The organism is Sphingomonas lacusdianchii (assembly GCF_022664395.1).
GTDB classification, from domain to species: domain Bacteria; phylum Pseudomonadota; class Alphaproteobacteria; order Sphingomonadales; family Sphingomonadaceae; genus Sphingomonas; species Sphingomonas lacusdianchii.
In genome coordinates, this window is record NZ_JAKRET010000003.1 from 175,274 (window position 1) to 196,114 (window position 20,841).

Genomic DNA, 20,841 nt, shown 5'->3' on the forward strand with positions numbered 1-20,841 from the left:
ATCCCGCCCCATACACGCTTCATAGTAGGGCGACGACAAGTGCGAAGTCGAGATACGTGGACTTTGGTGCGGTGGCGACGCTAACAGGCCGCATGACGAACTATGGCTCCGACCTGCTGCGCACCCTGTCCGAACGGGGATATATCCATCAGCTGACCGATGCCGCCGGCCTCGACGCGCTGGCGAGCAAGCAGGTCGTGCCGGGCTATATCGGCTTCGATCCGACCGCGCCGTCGTTGCATGTCGGCAGCTTGGTCCAGATCATGCTGCTGCGCCGGATGCAGCAGACCGGGCACAAGCCGATCGTGCTGATGGGCGGCGGCACCGGCAAGATCGGCGACCCCAGCTTCAAGGACGAAGCGCGCAAGCTGCTGGCCGAGGACGGCATCGCCAGCAACGTCGCGTCGATCAAGCGCATTTTCGAACGCTTCCTGACGTTCGGCGATGGCGCGTCGGATGCGGTGATGGTCGACAACGCCGACTGGCTCGACCGGCTGGAATATATCCCGTTCCTGCGCGAGGTCGGGCAGCATTTCTCGGTCAACCGGATGCTGTCGTTCGATTCGGTAAAGCTGCGCCTCGACCGCGAACAGTCGCTGTCGTTCCTCGAATTCAACTACATGATCCTCCAGGCCTACGACTTCCGCGAATTGTCGCAGCGCCACGGATGCCGCCTGCAGATGGGCGGCAGCGATCAATGGGGCAATATCGTCAACGGCATCGAACTGGCCCGCCGCATGGACGGGACCGACGTCTATGGCGTGACCACTCCGCTCATCACCACCGCCGATGGCGGCAAAATGGGCAAGACCATGTCGGGTGCGGTCTGGCTGCACGAGGATCAGCTGCCGCATTTCGATTACTGGCAATTCTGGCGCAACACCGACGACCGCGATGTCGGCCGCTTCCTCCGCCTGTTCACCGACCTTCCGCTCGACGAAATCGCCCGGCTTGAGGCGTTGCAGGGCGCCGAGATCAACGAAGCAAAGAAGATCCTCGCCAACGAAGCGACCGCGATGTGCCGCGGCGCGGATGCGGCGGCGGGTGCGGCCGAGACAGCGCGCCGGACATTCGAAGAGGGCTCGGCGGGTGACACGCTGCCGACCTTCGGTGTCAGCGGCACGATCAACGTCGTCGACGCACTGGTCGGATTGGGCCTTGCGGCTTCGAAGGGCGAGGCGCGCCGGCTGATCAAAGGCGGCGGCGCCCGCGTCGATGGCGAAAAGGTCGTGGATGAGGCGCAGGTGATTGCGGTGGATGCCCCGGTGCGCGTGTCGGCGGGGAAGAAGAACCACGGGTTGCTGACGCCAGCTTCCTGATAAACCGATCGGTTCGAGCAGCTTCGAGCTTGTCGAGAAGCGTCCGTCGAGAACGCCGTAGTTTGCGGCAACCCCTTCTCGACTACGGTTCTCGACAAGCTCGAACCTGTGCTCGAAGCAAACGGGGGTATGGGAAAGGGGTCGGATCACCCCCGCCGAACCAGTACCGCCCCCACCAGCACCAGCGCCACTCCGGCCAGCCGCACTCCGCTGATCGGCGTCCTCGGCAACCCGACCAACCCGAACCGGTCGATGACCAGTGCCGCGACGAGTTGCGTCGCGATCATGATCGTCAACATCGACGCCAGCCCCAGCCGTGGCGCCGCGAACGCCGCCGCCGTTACGAAGAACGCGCCATAGGCTCCGCCCAGAAACATCCACGGCCGCGCCTCGCGCAATTGGGCAAGCGGCGTCCGGTCTGCGACCAGCCAGACGCCGATCAGGATCAGCGTCCCCACCGCGAACGATACCAGTGCCGCCAGCAATACCGACCCGATACTCCGCCCCAACGCGGCATTGGTCGGTGGCTGGGCGGCAAGGCCGATACCGCCCAGCAGGGCGACGATGAGCGGAGCGAGGGCATTCATGCCGTGGGAGCTATCCGCTTGATCCGACTGGAGCAACCTTCCGTCATTCCGGCCTTTGCCAGCAGGACAGGCCGATGCGGAGAACGTCGCCCAACCCAAGTTCGTCATTCCCGAAGGCGGGAATCCATACACGCCGACGTTTCGAAAGTCCGCGACGGCAGCGTTAATAGACTCCCGCCTTCGCGGGAGTGATGATGGGGGGGCAGGAGATCACCCCGACCGCAACCTTCCCACCCCCGCATCCCGCTCGAACAGATACAGCGCCACCCGCGCCGCCTGCCCCCTTGGCCCCGTCAGCCCGCCATCCCGATCCACCAGCAACCGCGCATCGGCGTTGGCCACCGGCAGCAGTTCGCCTAGCATCTCCGGCGTCGCCAGCCGGAACATTGCTTCGCCCGACTGCCGCGTGCCCAGCAACTCGCCGCCACCACGCAGTCGCAAATCCTCCTCGGCGATCCGGAAGCCGTCATTGCTCTCACGCATCAGCGCCAACCGCGCCCGCGACGTCTCCGACAGGCTGTTCCCGCGCAGCAACAGGCATACCGACTTGCCGCCGCCACGCCCGACCCGGCCGCGCAACTGGTGCAACTGCGCAAGCCCAAATCGATCCGCCGCCTCGATCACGATCAGCGTCGCATTGGGTACGTCGACCCCGACCTCGATCACCGTCGTCGCCACCAGCACGCCCGCGCGCGCGGCCGAGAACTCGGCCATCACCGCGTCCTTTTCCAGCGGCTTCATCCGCCCATGAACCAGCGCCACCTTGTCGCCGAACCGCATCCGCAGCGCCTCCGCCCGCGCCTCGGCGGCGGCAAGGTCGGACTTCTCGCTCTCCTCGACCAGCGGGCACACCCAGTACGCCTGCTTCCCCGCCGACAGATGCCGGGCAAGGCCATCGACCACCGCGTCGAGCTTGTCCTCCGACATCACCACCGTCTCGATCGGCTCGCGCCCCGGCGGCATCTCGTCGAGCCGGCTGACGTCCATCTCGCCATATTGCGCCAGCGTCAGCGTGCGCGGGATCGGCGTCGCGGTCATCACCAGCAAATGCGGCGGTCGCACCGCCTTTGCCTGCAACATCATCCGCTGCGCCACACCGAAGCGATGCTGTTCGTCGACCACCACCAGCCCCAGATCGCGATAGCCGACCGCCTCCTGAAAGATCGCGTGCGTCCCGACCAGGATATCGATCGACCCGTCGGCCAATCCCATCAGCACGCCCTCGCGCACCCGCCCCTTGTCGCGCCCGGTCAGCGCGGCGACGGTCACGCCGGTCCCCGCCAGTTGCCGCTGCAACGTCGCATAATGCTGTCGCGCGAGGATTTCGGTCGGCGCCAGCAGCGCGCCCTGCGCCCCGCCCTCGACTGCGATCAGCAGCGCCATCAGCGCGACCAGCGTCTTGCCCGACCCGACATCGCCCTGCAGCAGCCGCAGCATCGGCTGCGTCTGCGCCATGTCGCCCTCGATCTCGCCGATCGTCCGCGACTGCGCACCCGTCGGTTTGTACGGCAGGTCCAGCTTCGCTCGCAGCCGCCCGTCGCCGGTCAGCGCCCGCCCCTTGCGCGCCCGCGCCTCGCCGCGCACCAGCAGCAGCGCCAACTGGTTTGCGAACACCTCGTCATAGGCCAGCCGCTCGCGCGCCTTGGCATCGGCCGGGTCGGTATGGATGCGCGCCAGCGCCTCCTTCCACGCCGGCCAGCCATGTTTGCTCAGCAGGCTCGGCTCGATCCATTCGGGCAGGTCCGGCGCGCGTTCGATCGCCTGCGCCGCCAACTGCCCGACCCGGCGCGAGGTCAGCCCTTCGGACAGCGGATAGATCGCCTCGCGCTCGGGCAGGCTGTCGGCCTCTGCTTCGGGCAGGACATGGTCGGGATGGACCATCTGCAATTCCTGCCCGTACGTCTCCAGCTTGCCCGACACCAGCCGCGTCTCGCCCAGCGGGAACAGCTTCTTCACCCAGCCCGACGATCCGCCGAAATAGGTCAGGTTGACGATGTTGCCGTGCCTGTCCGCCGCGCGCACCCGCGTCGGTCCCCGCCCGGCGCTGACCCGGTAATCGGTCGCGGTCAGCGGGATCGCGATCACCCGCCCCGCATCCTGCGCCATCAACTCGTCGCGCCGCAGCCGGTCGACCCACCCGGTCGGCAGGTGGAACGCGACATCGACCACCCGGCCCAGCTTCAACCGCTCCAGCGGCTTGGCCAGCGCCGGACCCACGCCTTTCAGCGCGGTCACTTCGGCAAACAGCGGGTTGAGCAGATCGGGACGCATGACTATCTGGTCCTATATCCGAACCGGCGGCCGCTGCCAGCGTCCGTCGGTCTATCGCCATTGGAGTCCCATGGACCGCGACACCCGCCTCAAGCGCCTGAAATTCCGCAGCTGGCATCGCGGCACCCGCGAAGCCGACCTGATGATCGGCGGCTATTTCGACGCGCACGCTGCGACATGGAGCGACGCCGACATGGACTGGTTCGAGACGTTCCTCGAGGAACAGGATGTCGACATCATGGCATGGGCGATGGGCGTTCAGCCGCCGCCCGCGCAGTTCGACCACCCGGTGCTGCACGGCATGCGCAAGATGGATTTTGTGCCGGTAGCCAGATAACTCCCTCTCCCCTTCAGGGGAGAGGGCCGGGGAGAGGGGCAGGCCACAAACAGGCGCTCCGCATTCCCCCTCTCCCAACCCTCTCCCCCATGGGGGAGAGGGCTATAGGAACCCGATGCCCGACCTCTCCAAGATTCTGTCCGCCCCCCGCTCGCTGACCCTTGCGGGCGTGCCCGCAGGCTTCCTCCCCGTTCTCCTCGCCGACCTCACCCGCGGCGCGAAGGGCGACCTAGTCTACATCGCCCCCGACGAAGCGGCGATGCGCGCCATCGCGACCACCGCCCCCTTCTTCGCCCCCGACCTGTCGGTCCTGCAATTCCCCGCATGGGACTGCCTCCCCTATGACCGCGCCAGCCCGACGCTGCGCTCGATGGCGGAGCGCCTGTCCGCCCTCCACACGCTACAGGGCAAGGCGAAAGGCCCCCGCCTGATCGTCACCACCGTCAACGCCGCGACGCAGCGGACGCTGACCCCGTTCCGCATCCGCGAGTTGGTCGCGCGCCTCGCACCCGGCGAGCGCATCTCGCTGCCCCGCCTGTCCGCGCTGTTGCAAGCCAATGGCTATAACCGCGTCGATACCGTCCACGACGCGGGCGAGTTCGCGGTCCGCGGCGGGCTGGTCGACCTGTGGCCGTCAGGCTCCGATTCCGGCCTGCGCCTCGATTTCTTCGGCGACGAGATCGAAACCGTCCGCACCTTCTCTCCGGAAGACCAGCGCACCACCGGCCGCGTCGACGGCTTCACCCTGCTTCCCGCCTCCGAAGCGTTGCTCGACGAAGAGTCGATCAAGCGTTTCCGCACCCGCTACCGCGAGAAATTCGGCGCGACCGCGACCGGCGACCCGATCTATCAGGCGATCAGCGACGGCCGCCGCCTGTCGGGCATGGAACATTGGCTGCCCTTTTTCGAAGAGCGGCTCGAAACCTTCTTCGATCACCTCTCGCCCGAAGCGGTCATCGTCCGCGATGCGGGCGTCCCCGCCGCCGCCGAACAGCGTTTCGAATCGATCGCCGATTATCACACCAACCGCGTCCGCGCGCAGACCAGCGACCCGGGCAGCTACCGCCCGCTGCTGCCGAACGCGCTCTACCTCTCTGCGGAGGAATGGGCAGATCGCCTGTCGGACACCGCCGCGCATCAGGTCACGCCCTTCCACGCCCCCGACAGCGCCACCTCGGTCGATTTCGAAGTCGACGGCCCCCGCGACTTCACCCCCGAACGCACGCAACAGGCCAATATCTACGAAGCGGTCGTCGATCATATCGCGGGCTTACGCAAACAAGGCCGCAAACCGATCCTCGCCAGCTATTCGGAGGGTGCGCGCGAGCGGCTGATGGGACTGCTCGCCGATCACGACCTGACCGGCGTCTCGACCGTGGAGACATGGCAACAGGCGCTGGGCGGCGCCAAATCGACCGTATCCTTCGTCGTCCTGCCGCTCGACCACGGCTTCACCAGCGCCGACGTCGCGGTCCTGACCGAACAGGACATGCTCGGCGACCGCCTCGTCCGCCGCGCCAAGCGCCGCAAGAATACCGACGCCTTCCTGCAGGAACTCGCCACCCTCTCGCCCGGCGATCTGGTCGTCCATGCCGATCACGGCATCGGCCGCTATGTCGGGCTGACCCAGGTGCCCGTGGCGAAGGCCCCGCATGACTGCGTCCAGCTCGAATATGCCGGCGGCGACAAGCTCTACGTTCCGGTAGAAAATCTCGAAGTCCTCAGCCGCTATGGCGCGGGCGAGGAAGGCGCATCGCTCGACCGTCTGGGCGGCGAGGCATGGCAGCGGCGCAAGGCGCGGATGAAGGACCGCATCCGCGAAATCGCGGGCGACCTGATCGCCACCGCCGCCAAGCGCGCCATGCGCCCGGCGGAGGTCGCCGAACCCGATAGCGGCGGCTACCCCGCGTTCGTCGATCGTTTCCCGTATCAGGAGACCGACGATCAGGAACGCGCCATCGCCGACGTGCTTGACGATCTCGGCGCCGGTCGCCCGATGGACCGCCTCGTCGTTGGCGATGTCGGCTTCGGCAAGACCGAGGTCGCGCTACGCGCCGCCTTCGTCGCCGCCATGGCGGGCATGCAGGTTGCGATCGTCTGCCCGACGACCCTGCTCGCCCGCCAGCATTACAACAACTTCAAGGCCCGCTTCGAAGGCTTCCCGATCGAGGTCGGTCGCCTCTCCCGCCTCGTCACCGCGACCGAGGCGAAGAAGGTCCGCGACGGCCTGGCCGACGGTACGATCGATGTCGTCGTCGGCACCCATGCCGTCCTGTCGAAACAGGTCGATTTCAAACGCCTCGGCCTCGTCATCGTCGATGAGGAACAGCGCTTCGGCGTGACGCACAAGGAACGGCTGAAGGCGATGAAGGCCGACGTCCATGTCCTGACGCTGACCGCCACCCCGATCCCGCGCACGTTGCAAATGGCGATGTCGGGCCTGCGCGAATTGTCGGTGATCCAGACCCCGCCGGTCGATCGCTTGGCGGTGCGCACCTACATCATGCCATGGGACCCGGTCGTGCTGCGCGAAGCGCTGCTGCGCGAGCATTATCGTGGCGGACAGGCCTATTTCGTCACGCCGCGCATCGCCGACCTGCCCGATATCGAGAAATTCCTCACGCAAGAAGTTCCCGAAATCCGCTATGTCGTCGCCCATGGCCAGATGGCGCCGACCGAGGTCGAGGAACGCATGTCGGCCTTTTACGACAAGCGCTACGACCTGTTGGTCTCGACGACCATCGTTGAATCCGGCCTCGACATCCCCTCGGCCAACACGCTCATCATCAACCGCGCCGACAAGTTCGGCCTTGCCCAACTCTATCAGCTCCGCGGCCGCGTCGGCCGGTCGAAGACCCGTGCCTATGCGTACATGACCACACCCCCCGAACGGCTGGTCAGCGAGGCGGCGGAAAAGCGGCTGAAGGTCCTGTCCGACCTCGAATCGCTGGGCACCGGTTTCCAGCTCGCCAGCCACGACCTCGACATTCGCGGCGCGGGCAACATGCTCGGCGACGAACAATCGGGCCATATCAAGGAAGTGGGCTTCGAACTCTACCAGTCGATGCTAGAGGAGGCGATCCTCGACGCCAAGGCCGGAGGTCTCCGCGACGACAAGCCCAAGGACTTCTCGCCCGCCATCACCGTCGACGCGCCGATCCTGATCCCGGAGGATTACGTCCCCGACCTCGACCTGCGCATGGGCCTGTACCGCCGCCTCAACGATGTCGAGGACCGGGCCGGGATCGACGCCTTCGCCACCGAACTGATCGACCGTTTCGGCAAGCTGCCGGTGGCGACCGCCAACCTGCTGCAACTGATCGAGGCGAAGCTGAACGCGAAAAAGGCGTGCGTCGCCAAGATCGACGTCGGCGCAAGAGGCGCGATCGTCAGCTTCCACGAAGACAAATTCCCCAGCGTTGAGGGGCTGCTCGCCTATGTCGACAAGCTGGCCGGCACGGCAAAGCTGCGTCCCGACATGAAGCTGGTCATCAGCCGCAGCTTCGGCGACCCGCAGGCCCGGCTGAACGCGGCGCTCCAGATCTCGCGGGGGCTGGCGAAAGCGGCGGGGTAGGCAAATTCCCGTCCCGCGTCACTGCGGCCCTTTTTCAACAACCGCATTCCGGAAATGGCATGTTGCCGCCATTCTAAAGAATGAATGGCGTGGCACGCTATGCTGCGCCGGTTCTGCTATCGAAAATTGCCAAGCTACGCGAAAGTAATGATATTCTTTGAACGCGTAGCGCCAATGAATAGCCAACGCGATTAGCAGATGATTTACATTGATCCGATATAGCCACCCCATGGTCTGTATCGGAGGATACGCGTGATGAACGGCGCCGCCAGTATAGACTGGCTGCTTCATCGCCTGAAGTTGGACACGCGCGGCGCAGTGCTCGTCGAATTCGCCATCCTTGCGCCGATCCTGATCCTTGTACTTGGCGGAATATTTTCAGGAGCCAATTATCTGCAGGCGCAGATGGTCATCCATACCTACGCGCGTGAGGCAGCACGGGGCGTTGCGGTCGGATACATGACCGTAGCCGAGGCCAAACGCTTTGCCCAACGCAGCGCGAGCCGCGACCTGAATGTCACCGTCGCGACCGCGATCGATCCGGCGACGAAGGGGGATCCGCGGGATCAGGACGTCAAGGTCACATTGACGATATCACCAGCCAACATGGCGCGGATCACGCCGATCGCGAATATCATAACCGGGGGACTGTCGACCACCGTAACGATGCGGAGCATCGTGGATTGACCCGCGGAAAAGTCGCGTGGAGCCGTCGATTGCCCTGTGATCGACGTGGCGGTGTTGCGATCCTGATCGCGCTGCTGCTGCCGTTGCTCGTTGCCGTTCTTGGCCTCGTCATCGATGTCGGCATGGCCTATGCCGAGAAGAACGCATTGCAAACCAGCGCGGAGGCTGCCGCGCTGGCTGCGGCGGGTCATATCGCGTCGGCGGACCGCATCGCGGCACTCGCGACGGCCCAGACCTATGCCGGCCACAACCGGCCCGGTGTCACGAACCTCGTGAGCGCGCGGGAACTGGAATTCGGCAATTGGGACGCGGGTAGCTTTACGCCGGGTGGAACGATCAACGCGGTACGGGTGACAGCGTCTCGGACGGCAGCAAAGAACAACGCCCTCCACACCTTCTTTGCCGGGATGTTCGGACTGTCGTCGTGGGAGCTGTCCGCCACGGCCATTGCGACCGCCCCCAACCCGTTATGCATTCTCATCCTCCATCCCACGCATGGCGACGCGTTCGATGTGGATCCCGGTGCACAGATCGACGCTCCGGATTGCACGGTTCAGGTCAATTCGCGGAATCGTGGCGCGCTGGAACTCGGCGATTCTTCCTATGTAAACGTCAAAAGCATCCGGGTCGTTGGCGGCGTCGACAGATCGGCCGGCGCTTCGGTTTCACCCGCCCCGGTGACGGGCGCGGTTGCGATCGCCGATCCCTACGCAGCCATCGCACCACCGACGAACACCAATTGCGGCGGCGCGGACCGTATAAAGGGGGGGACAGTTATCATCACCGCGACCTTCGCCTTTTGCCGCGGACTGGTGATCGATGACGCTACGGTCACGTTCCTGCCGGGTATCTACGTCATCAAAGGCGAATTCACGTTGCTTAACGGTGCGGCGATCAACGGGACCGACGTACTGATCTACCTGGAGGGGGCAGGCCACGACCTGTTCTTCCACCGCAAGACAAGTTTCGATCTGAAGGGGCCGACTGCCGGGCCATATGCCGGGATGGTTATCTGGTCGGATCGCGCCAACACAAACGATCACGACATCTACTCCAAATTGGGTGCGTCGGCATCGGGAACGATCTACATGCCCAGCAGTCAGCTCGAGATCGAGAACAACGTCGAATGGGAAGCAGATTGCATCCGGATTGTTACGGCAAGGTTGGAGTTGGATAATAATTCCAAATACAAATCGACAAAACCGGGTCGTAGCTGCACTAACAACCTGGGCATGGCAAAAGCGAAACTGGTTCGTTAGTGACGCTACGCGAGCCTTTTCTAAAAGATACAGCGCCGAAAATACTTGCTTGCGACTAGATTTTCGGAACATCGAAATCTGTTTGATGGCGCTGATTGCAGGACGTTCCGCACGATCGGCTCGGTGAACGGTAACTCTTAACTGGCACGGATCGCGCCGCCCCCCGCCTCCCGCCATCGTTTTAAACAAGGACGGCGCTGACACCGGCATCGCACCTGCACGGCGCAAAGCCACGCTTTCCTACACCCCGCCGCGCTGCCATTCTGTTTGCCGGCCACCACGGCTTCCCGCTTTCTCGACCCGTCGCTCTCCGTCCAGCTCAAAACGTGGCAAGTGTGAACTTAGTGAACTTTGACCGACACCCGCGTAAAAAAACCTAATAATTCAACTGCAACTGCGTCCGGAACACATCGCCCTCGGCCCGGCCCAGCCGCCGCTCGTCGGCCTCGGCGCGCTCCATCCGGGCATAGGCGATCGTCCATTCGAGCGCCGGCACCGGCTGGAACTCGATGCCCAGTTCGACTTCGTCGGTCTCCAGTCGCGGCGCATTGACCGCCGCCTTCCACCCGCCGCGATAGGTCTGCCAGCGGACATAGGGCATGAAGGGTCCCACGGGCGAATGCCGCACCCGTGCCGTTCCCTGCACATAGCCGCCATGCAGCGCCTTGGTCGTGATGCCGCGCAGCACCGGATCATATTCCGGCCCCCGCCCCCAATTCCATTCGGCCTGGAATCCGAACGGCTGCGGATACAGGATCGCGTGCAGCCCGATTCGGTCGTCGGCGAACGCGACCGGGCTGACCCCGCCGGTGCGCACCTCCGGCTGGACGCGGTTGGTATAAGCGCTACCGCCCACCTCCAGCACCCGCCCGCCACCGATCTCGAACGGCCATGTCGCCAGCGCGACCGCCATCACCGCGTCATTCGCCTCCTCGCGGTTGATCCCCTGCCCGTTATAAATACCGATCCCGAACGCGCCGTAATTGCCGAACAGCTTCTGCCCGTCCTCGGTCAGCCGTTCCCAGATATCGTCGACATGGGCCGGCGTGTAGTAGGCGACCACCCCGATATCGCGCTCGCTCGGCACGCCGCTGTTGATCGCGTCGCTGCGGTCGAGGGTCAGCCGGTTCGACGACGACTGCATATTCTCCCACCCGAACGGTACCTTCGACTGGCCGAAACGCAGCCGGAACCGCTTGTCCTTGTCGAGAAACGCATCGAAATAAGCGTCGCGCAGTTGCAGGAACCCCTCGCGCCGCTCGCCGACCGACTGGCCGGTCACCGCCGTCGCAAAGTCGGGCTGGAGGTAGAAGGACACCCGGTCGCCCAGATCGCCCTGCAGGATCAGACGGATACGGCGAAAGGTGAAGCCGGTATCGTCGCCGATGCCGCTGTCATGCACCGACCGCAGCCGCGCCACGCCAGCGGGCGCGGTCCGGTCGCCCGCAATGATCTCGTTGAGCCGCAACTGGGTATAGCCGCGAATGCGGATGTGGTCGTACCAGCGCTTGGCCGGTGCCGGGGCGGCCGCGACCTGCGTCGGTGCTGGCGCAACGGGTGCCGGCGCCACCGGGGCCGGCGCAGCGGCGACGGCGGGCGGCGGCGCTGCCGTCTGCGCCGCCTTCATCTCGGCGATGACCGCCTTCAACTCGTCGATCTGGCGCTGCAACTCCTGTACGGTCTGCCCGGCGGCAGGCGGTGCGACCAGTAACGACGTGGCGAGGATCGCCGGGAGGAGCAGCTTCATGGACCCGCGCCATGCCGCGCAGGCACGGCGCGGGTCAAGAACTATGACGATAGTGTGACGATCAGATGTGCAGCGCGCGACCATAGGCCGCCAGCACCGACTCATGCATCGATTCCGAGATCGTCGGGTGCGCGAACACTGTCTCGGTCAGTTCCTGCTCGGTCGTCTCCAACTGACGGGCGACGACATAGCCCTGGATCATCTCGGTCACTTCCGCGCCGACCATGTGCGCGCCGAGCAGCTCGCCGGTCTTGGCATCGAACACCGTCTTCACGAACCCTTCGGCCTCGCCCAGCGCGATCGCCTTGCCGTTGCCGATGAACGGGAACTTGCCGACCTTGACGCTATAGCCCGCTTCCTTGGCCTTCGCCTCGGTAAAGCCGACGCTGGCGACCTGTGGCCGGGCATAGGTGCAGCCGGGGATATTGTTCTTGTCCATCGCGTGCGGATGGATGTCCTTGTTGCCCAGCGCCTTGGCGATGGCTTCGGCGGCGATCACGCCCTCATGGCTCGCCTTGTGCGCCAGCCACGGCGCGCCGGTCACGTCGCCGATCGCCCAGATGCCGTCGACATTGGTCTTGCCGTAACCGTCGGTCTTGATGTGGCCGCGCTCGGTCTCGATCTTCAGCGCTTCCAGCCCGATATTCTCGGTGTTCGGCACGATGCCGATCGCGACGATCGCATGGCTGAACTCGGTCGTCTCGACCTTGCCGTCCGGCCCCTTGATCGCGGCCTTCACGCCCGCCGGGCCGGCTTCCAGCTTTTCGAGGCCCGACTTGGTCTTGATCGTCATGCCCTGCTTGGTCAGCGCCTTGGTCATGAACTCGCTGACCTCGGCGTCCTCGACCGGCATGATCCGGTCGAGCATTTCGACGATCGTCACGTCGGCGCCCATGTCGTTGTAGAAGCTGGCGAACTCGACCCCGATCGCGCCCGATCCGATGACCAGCAGCTTGGTCGGCATTTCGGGCGGCACCATCGCATGACGATAGGTCCAGATCTTGGCGCCGTCGGCCTTGGCGAACGGCAGGTCGCGGGCGCGCGCACCGGTCGCGACGATGATGTGCTTGGCTTCCAGCTCGGTGGTCTTGTCGCCCTGCTTGACCGACAGCTTGCCCTTGGCCGTGATCGTGCCGACGCCCTCATGGACGGCGACCTTGTTCTTCTTCATCAGCCCCTTGACGCCGGCGTTCAGCTGACCCGCGACCTTGCGGCTGCGATCGACGACCTTGGCGAGGTCGAACGACGGCTTCTCCGCCGACAGCCCATATTGCGCCGCGTGCATCATGTAGTGATAGATTTCGGCCGAGCGCAGCAGCGCCTTGGTCGGGATACAGCCCCAGTTGAGGCAGATGCCGCCCAACCGCTCGCGCTCGACGATCGCGACCTTCAGGCCGAGCTGGCTCGCACGGATCGCCGCGACATAGCCGCCGGGGCCCGAACCGAGCACGATGAGGTCGTAGGTATCAGCCATTCAAATGCTCCTAGGGCTCCCTCCCCCCTTGCGGGGGAGGGCTGGGGAGAGGGGTGGCGTCGGGGACGGCTCGATGCCGTTCCCGACGCCATGCAACGCGATGAGGATCGCGGTGCAGACGCCCTCGGGATTGTCGAGAATATCGAAATTGAACAGTCGCAGGACGCGAAAACCTTGCTGCGTCAGCCAATGGTCGCGGTCGCGATCATAGGCGCTTCCGATATGCTGTGATCCATCGGCTTCGACGATCAGCCGCCGCTCGAAACAGACGAAATCGACGATGTAGCGTCCGATCGGCTGCTGCCGGCGGAACTTGTACGTGGCCAGCCGACGATTGCGCAGTAGCCGCCACAGGCTGCGTTCCGCATCGCTGGGATCCCGCCGCATCGCACGCGCACGAGAGAGGGCGACGCCCCCTCTCCCTCCCACCGCTTCGCGGCGGGCCCCTCCCTCCCCCGCCAGGGGGGAGGGAAAAGGTCCGGGATCAATCACCCCTCGATCACCCGCGGCTTGCGGTTCTCGTCGATCGCCACGAACACGAAGCGCGCCTCGGTCACCCGGCATGTCGCCTCGCCGAAGCGGTCGCGGCGCCACGTCTCGACCTTGATCGTCATCGACGTCCGCCCGACCTTGATCAGGTCGGCATAGACCGACAATTCGTCACCGACCGCGACGGGGGCATGGAATTGCATCGCATCGACGGCGATCGTCACCGCCCGCCCCTTGGCATGGCGCGCGGCGACGAGGCCGGCCGCCATGTCCATTTGCGACATGATCCATCCGCCGAAGATGTCGCCATAGGGATTGGTGTCGGCGGGCATCGCGGTGACGCGCAGCGCGGGCTGGTCGGCCGGCGGAACGGGCGAGTTCTCAACGATCATGCGGCACCTCCTTGGCGCGTTCCTCGGCCATGGCGCGCTGCACCTGCCGGATACCCAGCACGACGACGATCGCCATCGCCACCCATGTCACGGTCCAGATGTCGCGCCGCCCCGGCGGATACGACCATGCCGACAACGACCCGACCGCCCATGCCGCCGCCACCCCGGCGACGACATGCACGATCTCGGTCAGCAGCCGGCTACGCATTTACGCGATCAGGCCGAGGGGCGACTCCACCAGCGCCTTGAACAGCTTGAGCATTTCGGCACCGTCCGCGCCATCGATCGCGCGGTGGTCGAAGCTGCCGGTCGCCGTCATCACCGTGGCCACGCCCAGCGCATCATCGACAATGTACGGACGCTTCTCGCCGGCACCGACCGCCAGGATCATGCCCTGCGGCGGGTTGATGACCGCCTCGAACTGCTTGATGCCGAACATGCCCATGTTCGACAGCGACGCCGTACCGCCCTGATATTCCTCGGGCTTCAGCTTGTTCTCCTTGGCGCGGCCGGCTAGGTCCTTCATCTCGGTGCTGATCTTCGCCACGCCCTTGTTGGCGGCGTCGCGGATGATCGGGGTGATGAGGCCGGTCGGCGTCGACACCGCGACCGACACGTCGGCGCGCGAATACTGCACCATTTCGCTGCCGAGGAAGGTGACGTTGCATTTCGGGCTGTTTTCCAGCGCGACGCCCAGCGCCTTGATCAGCAGGTCGTTGACCGACAGCTTCACGCCACGCGCGTCGAGCGACTTGTTGAGGTCGCCGCGCAGCTTCAGCAGCGCATCCAGACGGATATCAACCGTCAGATAGATGTGCGGCACCTGCTGCTTCGATTCGGTCAGGCGACGCGCGATCGTCTTGCGGATGTTCGACAGCTTCTCGACCGTGTGCGGGATCGAATCGTCGAACCACACGGCGGCAGGCTTCGGCGCTTCGGCTGCCGGCGCGGCAACGGCGGCCGGAGCAGGCGCAGCGGCCTCGGCCTTGGGCGCGCTCGCGGCGCCCGGCTTGGCATTCTCGACGTCCGCCTTGACGATACGGCCGTTCGGCCCGCTGCCGGCGATGCCCGACAGTTCGAGGCCCTTGTCGGCGGCGATGCGACGCGCGAGCGGGCTTGCCTTCACGCGCCCGCCATCGCCTTGCGCCGCGCCGGCGCCCGCCGGGCGGCCATGGTCCGACGTTCCGGCCGGAGCCGGCGCGGCTTCGCTGCCGGTCTTGTTCGGATCGGTCGCGTCGGGCTTGCCCTTGAACTGGTCGTCGGCCGGTTCCGGCGTCTCCGCCTTCTTCGGCGCGGCGTCGACGGCCGAAGCGTCCTCGCCCTCTTCGAGCAGGATGGCGATCACCGCGCCGACCTTCACATTGTCGGTACCCTCGGCGACCAGCACCTTGCCGATCGTGCCTTCGTCGACGGCTTCGAATTCCATCGTCGCCTTGTCGGTTTCGATTTCCGCCATGATGTCGCCGGACTTGACGGTATCACCTTCCTTCACCAGCCATTTGGCCAGCGTCCCCTCTTCCATGGTGGGGGACAGGGCGGGCATCTTGATCTCGATCGGCATGGGGCAGATTGGTCCTCTCAGGCTCGTCGCGCCTCTTCGCTGTCGGGCGCGTCCGGGTCAAGCCCCGGTACAGCTTGCACGACGCCGCCGAACCGGCGCATGAACGGTCGCCCAAGCCGAGGTCATCATGCGCACATATCTGGTCGTCGTCGACGAAAGCCCCGAAAGCGCGGTCGCGCTCCGCTTCGCCGCGCGCCGCGCGGTCAAGACCAATGGCGGAGTCGAGGTGCTGGCGCTCGTCGAACCGCAGGAATTCGCACCATGGGGTGGTGTGCAGGCGACGATCGAGGAGGAAGCGACCGAACGCGCCGAGGCACTGGTACAGGCGGCGGCGGGCACGCTGATCGCCGAATCGGGGCTGCAACCGCATCTGACCGTCCGCACCGGCGATGGCCCGCGAATCGTGCGCGAGATGATCGCCGCCAATCCCGATATCGCCGCGCTGGTGCTGGGGGCCGCCGCCACCGGATCGCCCGGACCGATGGTTACCCACTTCGCCGGTACCGATGCCGGTGCCCTGCCCGTGCCGCTGATGATCATCCCCGGCAGCCTCGATCGCGAGGGAATCGACCGCCTCAGCTGAACCGCCGGACAGGCGGCGTTCATCTGCGATCCGCCAGTGCTATCGTGGGAAAGTACCGGGCGGGGGAGAGCCGCGCATGGTTCGCGCTCGATCCCCCGCGGGCTGCTGCTGTTCGCCGGATGTCCGGCAGCGTCCTCTCTTATATTTCAGCGCAGCACTGGTGAGATCGCGTTAGCGCGGAAGCGGCACAAAAAAAAGGGCCGGCGAACCGACCCTGTAAAAGTTTTAGGAGAGGATGCCTGAAAGGCACAGTCGTTGTGCATCGCAACCGGATTGTTAGCAATTGCAAAAAACGAAACCAAACATTCATTTTAAGCAATTTCACCCATTCGGATGATGGGTTTTCGCAAGCGATGGGTATCAACCGAAACCGGTTGAGCCGCCGACGTTAAGGCGGCATCTTCCCGCAAATGCGTAAGATTCTCCTGCTCCCCGCCCTGTTGCTCGCCACCCCAGCTCCCGCCCGGGATGCGCCGAAGCCCGAACGGCTGCGCGCCGACGTCGCCACGCTTGTCGGTTTCGGCACGCGGCATACCGCTTCCGACCCCGACCATCCGACGCGCGGCATCGGTGCCGCCCGTCGCTGGTTTGCCGATCAAATGACCCGAATCGGACGCGATTGTGGCGATTGCATCACCGTCGCCAACATCGCGCGTGGTTTCACCGGCCCGCGCGCGCCGCAGGGGGTGAATGTCGTCGACGTGCTCGGCTTCCAGCAGGGTCGCGACCCGCGTCGAGTCGTGATCGTCATGGGCCATATCGACAGCCGGGTCAGCGACGTCATGGACGCGACCAGCGATGCGCCCGGCGCCAATGACGACGCCTCAGGTGTTGCGCTGGTGCTGGAAGCGGCACGCATCCTGTCGAAGGAAAAGTTCGACGCGACCATTATCTATGCCGCGCTGTCGGGCGAGGAACAGGGGCTGTGGGGCGCGCAACTGCTCGCCGACACCGCGAAGGAAAAGGGCTGGACCGTCACCGCCGTCCTCAACAACGATATCGTCGGCAACACGATCGGACAGGACGGCCGCCGCGTCGCCGACCGGGTGCGGGTGTTTTCGGAAGGCATTCGCGCCTCCGAATCGATCGAACAGCAGATCGCCCGCCGCGCTGCGGGTGGCGAGGATGACGGCCCGTCGCGCGCACTCGCCAAGACGGTCGACGCCGTGGCGAAGACCCTGCCCGGCGGCGTCGATGCCTTTCTCGACCGCCGTCCCGACCGGTTCGGCCGCGGCGGCGATCACGAACCCTTTCTGAAGCTCGGCTATCCCGCGATCCGCTTTTCGGTCGGGGTCGAGAATTACGATGCGCAGCATCAGGACCTGCGCCGCGACGGCACGCGAATCTATGGCGACACGATCGACCGGATGGATTTCCCGTATCTGGCGAAGGTCACCGCACTGAACGTCGCGACGATCGCCCGTCTCGCCGCCGCGCCCGCTGCCCCGGCGACGGTATCGATCGACGGCGCGCTGTCGACCGATACGACGGTGCGTTGGTCGCCGGTCGCGGGCGCTGCCGGCTATCGCATCCGCTGGCGGCGCAACGATGCGCAGGACTGGACCGACCAGCGCGACGTGACCGGCGCGGAAGCGGTGCTGAAGGGCGTCATCGTCGACGATCACTTCGTCGCGGTATCGTCGCTATCGGCCAGTGGTGCGGAAAGCGTGCCGACCTTCGCCGGGCGCCCGCCGCGCTAAGCCGTTGCGTTCGGTTCGAGCAGCTTCGAGCCGGTCGAGAAGCGCCCGTCGAGAACTCTATCGCCGCAGCGTCTTCGACCGAACCACCCGCCGCGGCACCGCACGCCGCGGCGCATAGGTCACGACCTCCTCGGTAGTCGTCGTGACCAGCGACGGATGCTCGACCGTCACCGTCGTCACCGTGCGCGGCGGGTAGTAATAGCCATTGGCGATATAGCCCGCTTCCGGCCCCTCGGTGGTCGTCGTTGTCGTCGTATAGCTGCGCGCGACCGGCCGCGCGCCGACATGCCGCTCCACATAGCGGGTGCGTGGCGGCGGTGGCGGCCCGATCGGCTGGACCTGTTCGCGCATCGGCCCGAACACCACGTCGGGCGCGACCGGCGCGTCGTCATAGCCGTCATAATAACCGTCGTCGGGCGCGATCGGCACATCGTCGTACGGCATCGGATAATCCGCACCATAACCCGGCTGCTGCTGCGGCGGCGGCGGGGCGCGGCGATCTTCGGCGCGATCGATCGCGGTACCGGCCAATGCACCGACCCCCGCCCCCAGCACCGTACCGCCCAGCCGGTTGCCGCGTCCCGCGATGACGTTACCGGCAACCGCCCCTGCGACGCCGCCGATCACCGCCCCGCCGACACCGTCGTCACGACGCTCGGCGGCATAGCGTTCATAGGCGCGATCGTCGCGGACATAGCGCCCGTCGTCGCGCGCATCCCAGTCGAGCCCGCTGCGCACGTCGACGACCCGTCCATCGCGATCGGCGAGCACCGCATCGTCATAATAGCGATACCAGCCATAGCCCGGCTGCGGGCGGGCCAGACCAAAGACCGGCCAGTCCTGAATGAAGAAGCTCGGCGCAACCCAGTAGCGCGGCAGCACCCAGCCGCGCACCGGAGGGCGATACGCCGCCCAGCCGCCCGGCGCATATTGGCCGCCGACCCAGCGCCCGCGCACCTTCCCGCCCCAGCGCGGTCCGGGCAGGTTCACGCGCGGCGCGCCAGCCTGCACCGCCGGCCCGCGCGGCAGTGCCTCGGGCGCCTGGCCGACAGGCTGCGCCTGGCCAACGCCGATGGTCAGGCCGGACGCAGCGAGCAGCGCGACGGCGGCGGCATAGGATGGGGTTCGCATCGGCCGACAAACTCCCTGAATGGCAGGACAGAAGGTCGAAACCCTATCACGCCGCCCGGTTCCCGGCCAATCCGCCGCCCGTGCGCGCCCCGTCCCGCGCCGGGTCAGCCGATGCGCAGTGCCAGCAGGGCGACCAGCGCTTCACACCCCGCCTGATCGGCTTCGTCGAACCGTCCGGGCAGCGGGCTGTCGAGGTCGAGCACGCCGATCAACCGATCCCCGACGACGATCGGCACCACCAGTTCGCTGCGGCTGTCGGCGTCGCAGGCGATATGGCCGGGAAAGGCATGGACGTCGGCCACCAGCTGGCTTTCGCGCGACGCCGCGGCGGTGCCGCACACGCCGCGCCCCATCGCGATGCGAATGCACGCCGCCTTGCCCTGAAACGGCCCGAGTACCAGTTCGTCGCCGACCAGCCGATAGAAACCCGCCCAGTTCAGATCGGGCAGATATTGCATCAGCAGCGCCGATGCATTGGCCATATTGGCGATCGCGTCGCTCTCATCGCCGGTCAGCGCATCGAGCGCGCCGAGTAGGTCACGGTACAGGTCGCCCTTGGCGCCGGTGGCAATATCGAACTGGTACATGGGACGCGATGTAGGCGGAGCGGAGCGCCACGCCAATCCTCCCCGCTCGCGGGAAGGATTCAGTCGAACCGCACCTTTCCCCGCCCCGCCTTGACCTGCGACCGGCCCTTCTTGGCATCGACCCGCCGCACCTGCGACGCCTTGGTCGGCTTGGTCGCGCGGCGTTTCTTGGGCACGATCGTCGCCTCGCGGATCAGTTCGAACAGCCGCTCGCGCACCTCGCGCCGGTTCATCTCCTGCGATCGCGACGCATCGGCGCGCAGCGTCAGCACGCCGTCCTTGGTCAGCCGTGATCCGGCCAGCACCGCCAGCCGGTGCTTGACCGCCTCCGGCAACCCCGGCGACGCCACCACGTCGAAGCGCAACAGCACCGCGCTGTCGGTCGTGTTGACATGCTGCCCGCCCGGTCCCGACGCCCGGGTAAAGCTTTCGACCAGTTCGCCGCTATCGATCGAAATCGACCGGGTGATCGGTATCCGCGGCACCTTAGATTTCGTCGAACCCCGCCGCGACGAAGCTGCGCGGCCATGGCGCGGTCACATCGATCGCGGGCTTGTTGTCGCGCGGCACCATCAGCCCGGCCGCATGCAGCAACATGCCATTGCGTCCGCCCCGGCCATAGACCGGATCGCCCGCCACCGGGCAGCCCAGCCCCTCGGCCATATGCACGCGGATCTGGTGGGTGCGCCCCGTTTCCGGAAACAGCGCGACCAGCGCCCGGTCGCCGATCGTCCGCACCACGCGCCAGTTGGTCCGCGCCGGCTTGCCCTTCGCATCGCCGACCATCCGCCAGCCTTCCTCGACGCTGCTGACCTTCGCCAGCGCCAGGTCGATCTCGCCCGACTCCCCCTTCGGAATGCCGTCGAGGATCGCCAGATAGCGTTTGGTCACCCGGCCCTGTTCGAAGGCCTGCTGGAACCGGGCATGCGCCTTGGGATTGCGCGCCAGCAACAGGCAGCCGCTGGTATCGCGGTCGAGCCGGTGGACCGGGGTCGGTTCGCGTTGAAAGGTGAAGCGCAGTTCGTCGGCACGCGCGACGATGCTGGGCGATCCGTCGCGCGGCGGATCGACCGGCAGGCCGGCGGGCTTGTCGAGGACGATCGCTTCGCCGTCGATGAACAGGACTAGGTCGTCGAGCATTTG

At 66.0% G+C, this 20,841-nt stretch carries 19 protein-coding genes; 7 read left to right on the forward strand and 12 right to left on the reverse strand.

What is annotated here, in order from left to right:
• Positions 1-92 precede the first annotated feature (92 nt).
• The gene (tyrS, locus tag MF607_RS05785; protein ID WP_242116619.1) at positions 93-1,319 is read left to right on the forward strand and encodes a tyrosine--tRNA ligase; all 1,227 of its coding nucleotides are present in this window, start codon (positions 93-95) and stop codon (positions 1,317-1,319) included.
• Positions 1,320-1,465: 146 nt separating this feature from the next.
• Here the strand turns inward: tyrS and MF607_RS05790 are convergent, their stop codons facing one another.
• Positions 1,466-1,906 carry a DMT family transporter gene (locus MF607_RS05790; RefSeq protein WP_242116620.1) on the reverse strand — a complete coding sequence of 147 codons (441 nt, stop codon included), beginning with the start codon at positions 1,904-1,906 and terminating at the stop codon, positions 1,466-1,468.
• A 210-nt stretch (positions 1,907-2,116) separates the two neighbouring features.
• The gene (recG, locus tag MF607_RS05795; RefSeq protein ID WP_242116621.1) at positions 2,117-4,177 is read right to left on the reverse strand and encodes an ATP-dependent DNA helicase RecG; all 2,061 of its coding nucleotides are present in this window, start codon (positions 4,175-4,177) and stop codon (positions 2,117-2,119) included.
• 70 nt (positions 4,178-4,247) lie between these two features.
• Between recG and MF607_RS05800 the strand changes: the two genes are divergently transcribed.
• The 4 genes from MF607_RS05800 (at position 4,248) to MF607_RS05815 (ending at position 10,034) form a co-directional block, all read left to right on the forward strand.
• Positions 4,248-4,514: an FAD assembly factor SdhE gene (locus tag MF607_RS05800; protein WP_242116622.1), complete on the forward strand. Its 267-nt coding sequence runs from the start codon at positions 4,248-4,250 to the stop codon at positions 4,512-4,514.
• Positions 4,515-4,629: 115 nt separating this feature from the next.
• Positions 4,630-8,088: a transcription-repair coupling factor gene (mfd, locus tag MF607_RS05805; RefSeq protein WP_242116623.1), complete on the forward strand. Its 3,459-nt coding sequence runs from the start codon at positions 4,630-4,632 to the stop codon at positions 8,086-8,088.
• A gap of 255 nt (positions 8,089-8,343) precedes the next feature.
• On the forward strand, positions 8,344-8,775 hold the full coding sequence (locus tag MF607_RS05810; RefSeq protein ID WP_242116624.1) for a TadE/TadG family type IV pilus assembly protein: 432 nt from the start codon (positions 8,344-8,346) through the stop codon (positions 8,773-8,775).
• Positions 8,772-10,034: a pilus assembly protein TadG-related protein gene (locus MF607_RS05815; RefSeq protein ID WP_242116625.1), complete on the forward strand. Its 1,263-nt coding sequence runs from the start codon at positions 8,772-8,774 to the stop codon at positions 10,032-10,034. Before MF607_RS05810 ends, MF607_RS05815 begins: the two co-directional genes overlap by 4 nt.
• Positions 10,035-10,410: 376 nt before the next feature.
• On the opposite strand, the gene MF607_RS05820 is transcribed toward MF607_RS05815, so the two are convergent.
• The 6 genes from MF607_RS05820 to MF607_RS05845 all read right to left on the reverse strand — a co-directional run bounded on the left by MF607_RS05820 (position 10,411) and on the right by MF607_RS05845 (position 15,697).
• A complete protein-coding gene (locus MF607_RS05820; RefSeq protein ID WP_242116626.1) occupies positions 10,411-11,781 on the reverse strand; it encodes a porin in 1,371 nt (456 codons plus the stop codon).
• Between the two features lie 61 nt (positions 11,782-11,842).
• Positions 11,843-13,255 (reverse strand): dihydrolipoyl dehydrogenase, encoded by a 1,413-nt coding sequence (gene lpdA, locus MF607_RS05825; protein WP_242116627.1) that lies wholly within the window; start codon positions 13,253-13,255, stop codon positions 11,843-11,845.
• On the reverse strand, positions 13,256-13,642 hold the full coding sequence (locus tag MF607_RS05830; protein ID WP_242116628.1) for an endonuclease domain-containing protein: 387 nt from the start codon (positions 13,640-13,642) through the stop codon (positions 13,256-13,258).
• A 101-nt stretch (positions 13,643-13,743) separates the two neighbouring features.
• Positions 13,744-14,136, reverse strand: coding sequence for an acyl-CoA thioesterase (locus tag MF607_RS05835; protein WP_242116629.1), 393 nt, complete (start codon positions 14,134-14,136; stop codon positions 13,744-13,746).
• Positions 14,126-14,344, reverse strand: a complete 219-nt coding sequence (locus MF607_RS05840; RefSeq protein ID WP_242116630.1) for a hypothetical protein — start codon at positions 14,342-14,344, stop codon at positions 14,126-14,128. The genes MF607_RS05835 and MF607_RS05840 overlap by 11 nt, the downstream gene beginning before the upstream one ends.
• Entirely contained in the window at positions 14,345-15,697 is a 1,353-nt protein-coding gene (locus MF607_RS05845; protein WP_242116631.1) for a pyruvate dehydrogenase complex dihydrolipoamide acetyltransferase, read from the reverse strand.
• A 127-nt stretch (positions 15,698-15,824) separates the two neighbouring features.
• On the opposite strand from MF607_RS05845, the gene MF607_RS05850 reads away from it, so the two are divergent.
• Together MF607_RS05850 and MF607_RS05855 are read left to right on the forward strand one after the other, a co-directional pair.
• A complete protein-coding gene (locus MF607_RS05850) occupies positions 15,825-16,280 on the forward strand; it encodes a universal stress protein (RefSeq protein WP_242116632.1) in 456 nt (151 codons plus the stop codon).
• Positions 16,281-16,690: 410 nt separating this feature from the next.
• Complete coding sequence (locus tag MF607_RS05855) at positions 16,691-17,980, forward strand: M20/M25/M40 family metallo-hydrolase (protein ID WP_242116633.1); 1,290 nt, start codon at positions 16,691-16,693, stop codon at positions 17,978-17,980.
• Between the two features lie 57 nt (positions 17,981-18,037).
• Here the strand turns inward: MF607_RS05855 and MF607_RS05860 are convergent, their stop codons facing one another.
• From MF607_RS05860 to MF607_RS05875, 4 genes are all read right to left on the reverse strand, one after another.
• On the reverse strand, positions 18,038-19,111 hold the full coding sequence (locus MF607_RS05860; protein ID WP_242116634.1) for an RcnB family protein: 1,074 nt from the start codon (positions 19,109-19,111) through the stop codon (positions 18,038-18,040).
• 104 nt (positions 19,112-19,215) lie between these two features.
• Positions 19,216-19,698, reverse strand: coding sequence for a GAF domain-containing protein (locus MF607_RS05865; RefSeq protein WP_242116635.1), 483 nt, complete (start codon positions 19,696-19,698; stop codon positions 19,216-19,218).
• Positions 19,699-19,757: 59 nt separating this feature from the next.
• Positions 19,758-20,183: an alternative ribosome rescue aminoacyl-tRNA hydrolase ArfB gene (arfB, locus tag MF607_RS05870; RefSeq protein ID WP_242116636.1), complete on the reverse strand. Its 426-nt coding sequence runs from the start codon at positions 20,181-20,183 to the stop codon at positions 19,758-19,760.
• Between the two features lies 1 nt (position 20,184).
• Positions 20,185-20,838: an RluA family pseudouridine synthase gene (locus MF607_RS05875; protein ID WP_242116637.1), complete on the reverse strand. Its 654-nt coding sequence runs from the start codon at positions 20,836-20,838 to the stop codon at positions 20,185-20,187.
• Between the last annotated feature and the right edge of the window lie 3 nt (positions 20,839-20,841).